Source organism: Streptomyces sp. NBC_00647 (genome assembly GCF_045207245.1).
Classification (GTDB): Bacteria; Actinomycetota; Actinomycetes; order Streptomycetales; family Streptomycetaceae; genus Streptomyces.
Window position 1 is genome coordinate 10,112,230 of the sequence record NZ_CP109040.1, and the last position, 11,668, is coordinate 10,123,897.

Below are 11,668 nucleotides of genomic sequence, written 5' to 3' on the forward strand. Positions count from 1 at the left end.
CTTACGCGCCCCTTGCCGCATTCCCCGGTTCCGGTTCCGCCGCGGCCCGCCGGTTCACGGCGTTGCGGAACCGGGATTCACCAGGCTCCGACCCGGTGCTCGTCGCCGGCCGCTCGTGGGGCGGGCGAGCCGCTCTGTCCGGCCGCTCCCGCCAGCAGCAGGGCCAGCGAGGTCCGCGAGTCGATGTTGAGCTTCCGGTAGATCCGGGACAGGTGCACCTCGACCGTGCGCGGGCTGACCGAGAGCTGCCTGGCGATATCCCGGGTCTTCCTGCCGTCGCCCGCCATCGTCGCGATCTCCCTTTCGCGCGGGGTGAGTTCTGCCATCGCCAGCGAATCCGTCTCCGGTGCGCGCAGATGCTGCAGGAACCCCACGATCGTCTCCGAGTCGATGCGGTGCGCGAGTTCGTCGGCGAACTGCAGCATCGACGCGGCGTCGTCGGCGCGACCCGCCGCGGACGCACAGGAGGCGCCCGCCATCAGGGCGAGTGCCTGTTCACGGGTCATCCCCACCGAGGAGAACAGGAATGCGGCCGTCCGGTAGCTGTCGAGTGCCGCCTCCAACTCGCCGCGGGTGCGCAGGGCGTGTCCTCGGGCGATGCCGGCGTGGGCTCGGTGGGAGGCGCGTCCCGTGACCCGCGCGACCTCCTCGGCGCGGCTCGCCCAGCCGTCCGAGGTCTGCACCGGATCGGCAGGGGCCGAGAACGGCCGGCCGGACTCCATCACCGCTCCGGCCAGCAGCTGGAACGACCGGGGGCGCAGCACGGACGGCAGTTCCTCCAGCGCCGGGCCGCCGCCGGTGTCGAAGATCAGCATCACCGCCCTGCGTCGGTCCCCCCGCAGCCGCGCGACGGTCGCCAGGGCCAGAGGGGCTGCCAGCGCCCAGTGGAACCGGTCGCCCTGAAGGACGGTCACGGCCTTCTCCGCGAGCCGGATCGTGTCCTGTTCGGGCTCGGCCCAGGCCGCCCCGAGCGCCTCGACGGCCAGGGCGAAGCCCCAGACGTGCCGGGCCTTCGACTCCTGGGCCAGGGTGCCCGCCTCACGGGCGAGTTCCCGGCTCACCGAGGGCCGCCCGATCTGCAGATGGGTCACGGCCAGTCCCAGCAGCAGGACCGGCAGCAGATCGCGTCGGCCGTGCTTCCGGGCGATGGCCGTGCCACGGGCGAAGTGCCTTTGCGCGCTGTGGAATTCGCAGGCCAGCGCCTCGCCCCAGGCGAGCGCCGTCAGGTAGGGGAGATGCGCGGCCAGGTCCAGGTCGGTGAACCGGTCGATGAGTGCCGCCGCGTCCGCGAGCGCCGCCGTCGCTGCGTCCATCCGGTTCTCCAGGGCGGCGCCCAGTCCTTGCAGTGCCAGCGCTCCGGCCTCGGTGAGCTCCGAGCGGTGGGAGCGGGCGATCCGCAGCGCCAGTTCGATCCTTCCGGGTGCCGGCGGGCGGCCGTCGATCGCCGCGAGCAGGCTCTCCACGACGATCATCTCGACCGTCTCCAGCGGGGGTTCGGGCAGATGCTCCCAGCGGGCGAGTTCCGCTCCGAGCAGTGCGCCGGCCTCGGCGTGGTTGCACAGCAGCACCTCCACCTGGGCGTAGAGGGCGATCGTGGCCGGGGAGAGTGCCTCGTGCTCCGAGCGCAGCGCGTGCAGCAGGTCGCGCCCGGCCTCCAGCAGGCCCCCGGTGGCGACCGCCGTGGCCAGGATGGTGGTGAGTGCCCGGCGTGGCCCGTCGTCCTCGGCCGGGGTGATGTCGAGTGCCGCGCGGGCCCAGCGTGCCGCGGACTGCGGGTCCGTCAGCAGCGCCTCGGATGCGGCCCGGTGCAGGATCTCCACGTCCCCCGGGAGGGGGTCGCCCAGGCAGTGTTCGAGGTGGGCGGCGAGTTCGGTCGCGGATGCCGCTCGTGCGGCCAGGTGGACGGCGGCTTTGCGGTGTCCGGCGGCCAGCCAGGCCGGGTCGGTCTCCTGTCCGACCAGTCGGCGCAACAGCGGGTGGCGGTAGGAGAGCCGGATGCCCACGGCACGGAGGATGTCGCGTTGCAGCAGTCCGTCGAGCGCCTCCACGGTGCGCGGGACGCCGAACTCGGTGACCGCCGCGATGGATTCCAGGTCGAAGGACCTGCCGCCGAGCAGGGCCGCGGCGCGAGCGGCCGCCAGTTCGTCGGGGCCGAGCCGGGCGATCTCGGCCAGGACCGGTGCCGCGTACCGCTCCTGCACGGCGCCGTCCGGGCCGGACTCGGCGAGGGCTAAAAGGAACAGGGGAACGCCCTGGCTGAGCCGGTGCAGTTCGAGCAGCCGGGCGTCGGAGGCGGGCATCCCGAGGATCCGCGCGGACTCGGCCGGGGCGAGTGGGCCGAGGTCGACGCGCTGGACGGTGCCCTGCTCGACCCCGCGCGCGAGCACGGAGCGCAGGGCCGGGGGGAGTTGCTTGGGACGGTGGGTGAGGACGAGCAGCAGCGGCACCACCGCCGTGCGCCGCATCAACTGCTCGAGCAGGTCGGCGCCGCCTCGGCCCGACCAGTGGAAGTCGTCGAGCAGGACCACCGCACGGCAGTCGCCGGCCGGGGAGGGGAGGGCGCCGAGTGCTTCGTGGAGCAGGCGTCCGTTCGTCGGGACCGGCGCGCCGGAGAACGGCGATCCGCCATGCACCGGAATATTCTCCGGACCGACTGATTCCGCATAATGCGCATTCAGTACCGCGAATCCCATGCGCTGTGCCCTCGCAGATATTGCCGCCAGTATGCGAGACTTTCCCGTGCCGGGCGCCCCGGCGATTTCGATGATGCGTCCCCGACCGCCTTTGAGTGCGACCAGCGTGCTGAGCAGCGATTCCATCTCCATCCGCTGCGACGCCGGTATGGGAATTCCGGAATCAATGGTGCCAGACGTCATGATGCCACCCCGTTAAATGCAGGAATGCACGGTGAAAAAGGGGTCGCCGTCAGAGTGCACGGCGAGTCTCACAGCCGTGGCAACGGCTCGGTACACCCAGCCGAACGCTCGCGCCTGTACTCGACTTTGAGCATCAGACGCCCATGGTCGCGCGTGCTACGGTCTGGGCGGACGGCGGTCGCCCGCGGCGTACGGACATCGGCACCGGATCGATCCGGGTGGCAGGGGGACGTCGCGATCGATCGAAAGGTGCCCGCCCGTCTCGGAGGTGGCAGAATCACGCACCGCCTGGCCTTTCTGTTGCGAACAGTCCCGTATCGAAATGTATATCAAACGGATAGTGAGCGTCAAGGTGATCGATCCGGGCGTGAATGCCACGATTGGTGACATGCTGAAATTGTGCTTTGTTTCTCCTTTAGTGGCGCTTTGGGTGGACGGTGTGGACTCCCGTTATGACCGTTGCCTACGTGGTCGGAGGCCGCGTCAACCTCGACGCCGCGGCGACCGACAGCTTCCATGAGTCCTTCGCGCCCGTCCGGGAGGTCTATGCGCGCGCGGCGCGGTGGACCGGCCTGACGGTGGCCCAGTTGCGCACCGAGGAACTGCCCGCTGACCAGGAGGAGCGGCAGAGCCGCGGGTCTCTGCGCCAGGCCGCTCTCGTCCTCGGCATCGCAGACGTCCTCGCGGAACGCGGCGTCTCCCCGTCCGTGACCGGCGGCATCAGCCTCGGTGGCATGACCGCCGGCGCCCTGGCCGGAGCCCTCGACCGGGAGCACTATCTGCGCTTCCTGCACCGGCAGCGCTTGGTTCCCCGGCTGCCGTCGGAGGTGCCGGAGCAGGCCGTGGCCCGCGCGTTCGTGCCGGCCGGGGACAACCCCGCCGACTACTACGGTGAAGCCCGGCCGGGGGTCCATCTCGCCGGGGACTTCGGCCCGGTACTGGAGGGCACCAAGCGGATGCTGCTGCTCGGCGGTCATCGCGCGGCGGTGGAGGACCTCGCGGCGTCGTTGCCGGAGCGGACGGTGGTCGTCCTGGAGGGACAGACCATCGCCGCCCACACCGAACTGCGTGCCCATGAACGGGATTTCCTGGCCCCGTATGTCCACACCATGCCCTTCACCGCCCCCCGGGTGCCGGTCTGCTCGGCGGTCCAGCCCGAACCCAGGGCGCTGACCACGGCCGATGAGGTCCGCGACCTGTTCGACCGCAACCCCGTGGCTCCCATCACCATGCCAGGAATGCTCGCCGAACTGGAGCGCCACGGCACTCGGTTGGCCGTGCTCTTGGGGAAATCCATACCGAAGGGAGTCATCGACTTTCCCTTCCCGGTCGTCCACATCCACGAGCCAGGTGACCTCGACGAGGCCGCGGCCGCGGTGGCGGAACTGGCCGGAAGCACGGCCCGTGCCTGACCACCGGGCGGGCGTGCCGCTCTCCGTGCTCGACATCGCGCCCGTGGTGCAGGGCTCCACCGCAGCACAGGCGCTGCGGGACACGCTGGACCTGGCCCGCCACGCCGAACGCCTCGGCTATCTGCGCCACTGGTTCTCCGAGCACCACAGCACCCTCAGTCTTGCCGCCTCGGCGCCCGCCCTGCTCGTCGCCGAAGCCGCCAGGGCCACCGGCACGCTGCGGGTCGGGGCCGGCGGCGTCCTGCTCGCCCATCAGAGCCCGTTGACGGTCGCCGAACAGTTCTGCACGCTGGCCGCCTTCCACCCGGACCGGGTCGACCTCGGCGTCAGCCCCGCGCTCGGCACGATGAACCCGGACGTCCAGATCGCCCTGCGCGGCGAGCCCGGCCCCTTCGCCGCGGACGCTTTCGCCGGACGCACCGAGGAATTGCTGCGGCTGCTGGACCCGGCGGACACCGGCGGGACCGTGACGGTCACACCCCGCCCGGACAGCCGGCCACCCGTGTGGCTGGTGGGCCGCGACGAGACCGACGGCGCGCTCGCCGGCCGGCTCGGCCTGCCCTTCGTCTTCGGTTACCACTTCAGCCCGCACGCCGTGGACGGTGCCCTCAAGGCGTACCGGAACGCCTTCCGGCCCAGCGCGCGGTGGCCGGAGCCCTACGTCGTGCTGGACGTGATGGTGCTGCTCGCAGACAGCGAGGAGCGTGCGCGGTACCTCGCGGGTCCGCTGGAAGTGGCCGCCCTCCAGATGAGCGAAGGCCGTCTCGGGCCCTACCTGCGTCCCGAGGCGGTGGCGACCGCCGGCTACACCGAGCAACAACGCGCCCATGTACGGGTCCAGTTCGAAAGTCAGGTGGTCGGGGACCCGGCGGCCGCGCGCCGAACCCTCACCGCCCTTCTGGAGCGCACGGGCGCCGACGAACTCATGGCGATCACCATCGTCACCGACCACTCGGCCCGACTGCGCTCGTACGAACTCCTGGCCGAGGTCGCTGCCGACCTGCGGACACGGTAGACACCGACCGCCCATTCCGGGCGGCTTCAAGCGTGGGTACGTCAGGTCGGAGTGGTAGGACGGACCGCGAGCAGGCCTCGCTGACCTCGGTGGGGTCTACTGCTTTCAGGGCGACGACCACGACTCGACGGCGAAGCCGACGTGTGCCCGGCTGGAGCAGGCGCGGAGAGAGCGCCACTGCGACCGGGCCGAAGCCGACACCAGCACCTGGCCGCGACACCGATCAACCCGGGCCACGACCCTGCGCACCGACTCCGCCGGTACGAGCGACGGCTCAGCCATGAAGAAGCACGATCAACGGCTGGATTACTGGGCCGCCGGGCCGAACCAGGTCTCCAGTGCGGCGGTGAGGCCCTTGTCGTCGGTGCCGGCCCACGCGACGACGCCGTCGGGGCGAACGAGCACGCCCGGTGCGTCCAGCTCCGGTACGGCCGGGATCTCGACACGGGTCACACGGCCCGCCCAGTTCGGAAGAGGGCCGGGGGAGCGCGGGTCGCCCTCGCGCGCCAGCAGGACGCCCCGGCCGCTGTGCACGGCCGGAGCCGCCGCTTCGGGCAGCACGGGCAGCGAACGGCCGATCAACGGGGAGAACTCGGACGAGTCGCCCGGCAGATCCAGCTCCAGCGGATACCGCACCGTGGTGACGGCACCGACCAGGTGCTCCACGACCGGCTGGAGTTCGACGAGTTCGGCGAGCAGGGAGCGCAGCGGCTCCAGCGGCTCCAGCGGGTGCAGCAAGGCCAGTTGGGCGAGCATCACCCGGACCGCGCGCTCGCCGACCGGGCGCCGCTCGGCCTCGTAGCTGTCCAGCAGACCTTCCGGCGCCGTGCCGTCGACCTCGGCAGCGAGCTTCCAGCCCAGGTTCACCGCGTCGTTGAGCCCGGTGTTCAGCCCGTGTCCGACAGCGTGGAAGTGGGTGTGCGCGGCGTCGCCGGCCAGGACGACCCTGCCCTTGCGGTAGCTGTCCGGGAGACGGGTGACGTTGCCGTAGCGGGCCATCCAGCGGGGCCGGCCGCCGGTCACCGGTGCCCCTGCCACGCGCAGCACGCCGGCCCGGACCTCCTCGAAGGTCACCGGCACTTCATGGCCGGGCGTGTCGCGGGCGAACTCGGTGGTCATGACGTGGTGGAAACCGGCGTCGGGAATGACGCCGTAGAGCCCGGCCGGTCCGGTGGCCGCGCCCTCCGGTCCGGCGTATCCCTCCACCTGCGCCACCAGCCCGTACCAGGACGGCCCCCGCGGCGGCGCCACGAATCCCGCGGCCTCGCGGACCGTGCTGTTGCCGCCGTCCGCGCCCACCAGGAAGGCGCCCTCTACACGGTACTCACCGTCGACCCCGCGCACGGTGGCGGTCACCCCGCCGTCGTCCTGTTCGACCGCCAGCACCTCGTGGCCGCGCCTGATCTCGGTACCGAGGGCCACCGCGTGGTCCTCCAGGGCCGCCTCGACACGGTTCTGCGGGACGATCAGCCAGCAGTCGTCGGGGGACGCCTTGCCGAGATCCATCGGCAGATGGGCGAAGTGCACCGCGGGCCATCGCGGCAGCTCCCCCAGCCCGGAAAGCAGTCCCCGCCGTTCCAGGACGTCCGCGGACCGGCCGTGCAGCAGCCGGGAGAACGCCTCGGTCTCGCGGTGCGTGCGCCGTTCGAGGACCAAGGCGGGCACGCCGTTCAGCCGCAGTTCGGCGGCGACCAGCAGGCCGACCGGGCCGCCTCCGGCGATGATCACAGTGCGGGTCATCCGGGACTCCTTACGGGGTGATGGGCAACGAAGCGCTGAGGAAGCGGGCGAGCTCCGTCGGCGTGGGGAAGTCGTAGATCCCGGTGGCCGGGACGGACAGACCGGCCACGTCCCGCAGCCGGTTGTTGAGTTCGAGCGCGGTCAGCGAGGCGAACCCGATGCCGAGGAACGTCTCCTCCGCGGGCACGTCGTCCGGCCCCGGCAGCCCCAGCACCACCGCCGCCTGGGTACGGACGAGATCCAGGAGCACGGACGGCACGTCCTCGTCGGTGGCCTCGGCCAGGCGCCGCCGCCACGACAGCGGGCGACCCTCGACCGCCGCGGCCCGCAGCAGCCGGGCCGCCGGCGGCAGCTCGGACAGGAGGGGGCGAGGGCGGTCCCCGCCGAACTCCGGCAGCAGCCGCTCCCAGTCCGGGTCGGCGATCACGAGCCGTGCGCCGCCCTCGCCGAACGCGCGGGCCAGATGCTCCATCGCCGCCTCCGCAGGCACCGGACGCAGCCCGTGCCCCCGAGGTCCCTCCACGGTGCCGTCCCGTGACCAAGGGCCCCACAGCAGCGCCGAGGTGGGGCGGCCGGCGGCGGTCCTGCGCCCGGCCAGCGCGGTGAGATACGCCTGCGCCGGGCCCTCGTTGGCGGCGCCGGGTCCCCCGAGGAGCCCGTTGGCGCCGCCCAGGAACAGCAGCGTCGTGCCGGGGGCCCGGTCGGCGATGTTTGCCAGGACGTCCGCCTGTGCCCGCACCCGGTCGAGCTCCCGGCCGGCTCGGTCCGGGTCGAGCGCGGCGGTGGGAGGCGGGCCGGGCGGGACCACGATGTGCACGACGGCGGCCGGGATCAGGGCCTGGACCTCCGGAGCGGCCGGCGCCTCCCGTCCGGAGGGATCCCAGACCACGGTGGTCACCCCGGCGCCGTGCTCGGCCAGATACGGGTCCACCTCGGCCGGGGCGCCGGGAGCACGGGTCAGCAGCAGGTGCTCGGCGCCGTGCCGGGCGAGCCAGCGGGCCGCGTCCCGGCCCAGCCCGGTCGTGCCGCCGGTGACCAGGACCGTGCCCGGCGGCACCTTGACCTCGTCCTGGCGGGGCGCCGGGGCCGCCACCAGACGCCGCCCGTACAGTTCGGGCCCGCGCACGGCCACCTGGTCCTCGCCGTCCGGCGCGGCCAGGAACCGGGCCAGCCTGGCCGCCGAGCGCGGATCGGGGGCCGTACCCGGAGGCAGGTCGACGATCCCGCCCCACGCACCGGGACGCTCGACGGACAGCCCGTGGGCCAGCCCCCACAGGGCGGCCTGCGCAAGGTCGGGCCCGTCGTCGTCGGCCTCGTCGACCGCTACGCCGCCCGCGGTGACCACCCACAGCGGGGCCGGGAACTCCGCGGACGCGAGCGCGTCGAGCGTCCCCAGCGTGGCGGTGACGGGGTCGGCCGCATCCCGTGCCGGAAAGGCCAGCACTCCGGTCCACGGCCGCCCGTCGAGCGCCGCGCCCGGCACGTCGGCGACCCCGCCGGGCACGTCGGCGACCCGGACCACCTCGGCTCCCTGGGCGCTGAGCGCGTCGGCGACGGCGTCCAGCGTCGCTCGGCCGTGCAAGGGATCGGCAGGACAGAGCAGCGCCCAGGGCCCGCCGGGGGCCGTACGGTCCGGCACCGGGACGGGGCGCCAGGTCAGGCGGTGCGGCCAGTGCGGGCGGCGCCGCCAGGCGGACAACGCCTCCACGACCGGGCGGAGCGGACCGGTGTGCTCCAGGTGCAGGATCTCCGCGACGGACGCCGAGTCGGCGCGGTCGACCGCGTCCCAGAGTGCCGACTCCTCGGTGCCGGCCGCCGCCACGGACGGCGTGTCCAGCCAGTACCGCTCGCGCTGGAAGGCGTAGCCGGGCAGTTCGACCAGGGCGCCCGCACCACGCGCGACTGTCGGCCAGTCCACCGGTACGCCCTGCACGTGCGCTTCGGCGGCGGCCGCCAGGAGCGCCGCCGTCTCGGCACGTTCCGGCCGTGCCGTGGGCACGGCACGCACCGGTGGTGCCGATGCGTCCGCCTCCAGGGTGCGCCTGGCCAGCACGGTGAGCGTCGGCGCGGGGCCGATCTCCAGCAGGGTCGTGACACCGAGCCGGCGCAGTTCGGTCACCGCGTTCTGGAACCGTACGGTGTGCCGCAGTTGGCGGGTCCAGTAGTCGGCGGTGACCAGGTCGTCACCTTCGGCCGTGCGGCCGGTGAGCGTGGAGACGACAGGGACCGACGGCGGCCGGTACTCGATGCCTTCGGCGACCGCGCGGAACTCGGCGAGCACGGTGTCCGTGAGCGGGGAGTGAAAGGCGCCGCCGACCGTGAGACGCCGGCTGCGGCCGCCTCGGCGGCGCCACTCCTCCTCGACCTCGGCGAGCGCGCGTGGGTCGCCGGACACGACGACCGATCCTGGCGCGTTCACGGCCGCCACCGACAGCAGGTCGGTCCGCCCGTCCAGCAGCGCCAAGGCGGTCGCCTCGTCGGTGTCCAGTGCGGTCATGCCCCCCGGAGGCAGTCCTTGCATCAGCCGGGCCCGGACAGCGACCAGTCGCACGGCCGACGGGAGGTCGAGTACGCCGGCCGCCGTGGCGGCCGCCAGTTCGCCGACGGAATGGCCCGCCAGGAGGTCGGGCGTGACGTTCCAGTGCCGCAGAAGCCGGTGGAGCGCGACCTCGTAGGCGAACAGCGCCGGTTGGGTGTAGAGGGTTTCGTCGAGCGGCTCGCCCGGTGTGAACAGCACGTCCCTCAAGGGGCGTTCGAGATGGGGGGCGAACAGATCGGCCACCTCGGCCAGGGTGTCGGCGAAGACGGGGTGGGCGGCGGCCAGTTCCCGTCCCATCCCAGGGTGCTGGGCGCCCTGTCCGGTGAAGAGGAACGCGGTGCGCCCGGGCCTGCCGGAGCCGAGCAGCACCGGTTCGCCGCTGTCTCCGCGGGCCAAGGAGGCCAGCCCGGCGAGGAGTTGCTCCCGGTCGGCGCCGGTCACCGCGGCGCGATGGTCGAACCGGGTCCGTCCGGCCAGGGTGCGGGCGACGTCCTGCGGGCGCAGGTCCGGACGGCCCGTCAGATGGGTGTGCAGCCGCGCGGCCTGCGCGGCGAGCGCGGTCTCGGTTCGGGCGGACAGCAGCCAGGGGAGCGGAGGCGTGTCTTGTGAGGCCTCCGTCAGCGGTTCCGCGTCGGTCCTCGTCCGCCCCGTTTCCGGCGACGTGGCCCTCGGCGTCCCACCGCCCGCCGACGTGCGTGGTGGTGGAGCCTGTTCCAGGATCACGTGCGCGTTCGTGCCGCTGATGCCGAACGACGACACCGCGGCCCGTCGCGGACGCCCTGCGTCCGGCCACGGAACCCGTTCGGTGAGCAGCCGGACCCGGCCCGCCGACCAGTCGACGTGCGGGGTCGGGCGGTCGGCATGGAGGGTGCGGGGAAGCACCCCGGCGCGCAGGGCGTGCACCATCTTGATGATTCCGGCGGCCCCGGCGGCTGCCTGTGTGTGCCCGATGTTCGACTTCACCGACCCCAGCAGCAAGGGCTGTTCACGGTTCTGCCCGTACGTGGCGAGCAGTGCCTGCGCCTCGATCGGGTCGCCCAGCCGGGTGCCGGTGCCGTGCGCCTCGACGGCGTCCACGTCGGCGGGCGCGAGCCGGGCGTCGGCGAGCGCTTGCCGGATCAGCCGTTCCTGCGAGGGCCCGTTGGGGGCGGTGAGGCCGTTGGACGCGCCGTCCTGGTTCACCGCCGAGCTGCGGATCACCGCCAGCACGCGGTGCCCGTTGGCCTCGGCTTCGGACAGCCGCTCCAGCAGCAGCAGTCCGGCACCCTCCGCCCAGCCGGTGCCATCGGCGTCGGCCGAGAACGCCTTGCACCGGCCGTCGGGCGCCAGTCCGCGCTGTCTGCTGAACTCGACGAAGGTCGCCGGGGTCGCCATCACCGCGACCCCGCCGGCCAGTGCCAGCGTGCACTCCCCGGACCTCAGCGCCCTCGCGGCCAGATGCACCGCGACCAGGGACGAGGAGCATGCCGTGTCCACGGTGACGGCCGGGCCCTCGAAGCCGAAGGTGTACGCGATCCGGCCGGACGCCACGCTGCCCGCGCTGCCGCTGCCGAGCAGGCCTTCGGCCTCCTCGGGCGGGCGGTGCTGGAGCCGGGCGCCGTAGTCGTTGTACATCACGCCCGCGTACACCCCGGTCCGGCTGCCGCGCAGGTCACGCGGGTCGATCCCGGCGTGCTCGAACGCCTCCCACGAGGTCTCCAGCAGGATCCGCTGCTGTGGGTCGATGGCCGGCGCCTCCCGGGGCGAGATCCCGAAGAACGCGGCGTCGAACCGGTCGGCGTCGCGCAGGAAGCCGCCCTGCCGGGTGGTGACGGTGCCGGACCTGTCGGGGTCGGGATGGTAGAGCTGCTCGACGTCCCAGCCGCGTTCGGCCGGGAAGCCGCCGACGGCGTCCACTTCCTCGTCGACCAGCCGCCACAGCTCCTCCGGCGTACGGACCTCGCCCGGGTAGCGGCAGCTCATGCCTATGACGGCGATCGGCTCGTGCGCCCTCTCCTCGGCCTGCGCCAGCCTGCGCCGGGTCTGCTGGAGGTCGGCGGTGACCCGCCGCAGATACGCGACGAGTTCCTCTTCGCTGGCCATCAGT

5 protein-coding genes are annotated in these 11,668 nt (G+C 73.1%); 2 read left to right on the top strand and 3 right to left on the bottom strand.

Annotated features, from left to right (window positions below):
* Window positions 1-77: 77 nt before the first annotated feature.
* A complete protein-coding gene (locus OG788_RS44625; protein WP_406376581.1) occupies window positions 78-2,876 on the bottom strand; it encodes a LuxR C-terminal-related transcriptional regulator in 2,799 nt (932 codons plus the stop codon).
* Window positions 2,877-3,328: 452 nt separating this feature from the next.
* Between OG788_RS44625 and OG788_RS44630 the strand changes: the two genes are divergently transcribed.
* Entirely contained in the window at window positions 3,329-4,288 is a 960-nt protein-coding gene (locus OG788_RS44630; protein WP_406376582.1) for an ACP S-malonyltransferase, read from the top strand.
* Window positions 4,281-5,303 (top strand): LLM class flavin-dependent oxidoreductase, encoded by a 1,023-nt coding sequence (locus OG788_RS44635; RefSeq protein ID WP_406376583.1) that lies wholly within the window; start codon window positions 4,281-4,283, stop codon window positions 5,301-5,303. Before OG788_RS44630 ends, OG788_RS44635 begins: the two co-directional genes overlap by 8 nt.
* Before the next feature lie 306 nt (window positions 5,304-5,609).
* Here OG788_RS44635 and OG788_RS44640 read toward each other — a convergent pair whose 3' ends face one another.
* Both OG788_RS44640 and OG788_RS44645 read right to left on the bottom strand, forming a co-directional pair.
* Window positions 5,610-7,043: an FAD-dependent monooxygenase gene (locus OG788_RS44640; protein WP_406376584.1), complete on the bottom strand. Its 1,434-nt coding sequence runs from the start codon at window positions 7,041-7,043 to the stop codon at window positions 5,610-5,612.
* 10 nt (window positions 7,044-7,053) lie between these two features.
* Complete coding sequence (locus OG788_RS44645; protein ID WP_406377013.1) at window positions 7,054-11,667, bottom strand: type I polyketide synthase; 4,614 nt, start codon at window positions 11,665-11,667, stop codon at window positions 7,054-7,056.
* Window position 11,668 lies beyond the last annotated feature (1 nt).

Coding starts and splice junctions, on each gene's coding strand:
- OG788_RS44625 (WP_406376581.1), bottom strand. CDS start 2,876: ATGACGTCTGGCACCATTGATTCCGGAATTCCCATACCGGCGTCGCAG.
- OG788_RS44630 (WP_406376582.1), top strand. CDS start 3,329: ATGACCGTTGCCTACGTGGTCGGAGGCCGCGTCAACCTCGACGCCGCG.
- OG788_RS44640 (WP_406376584.1), bottom strand. CDS start 7,043: ATGACCCGCACTGTGATCATCGCCGGAGGCGGCCCGGTCGGCCTGCTG.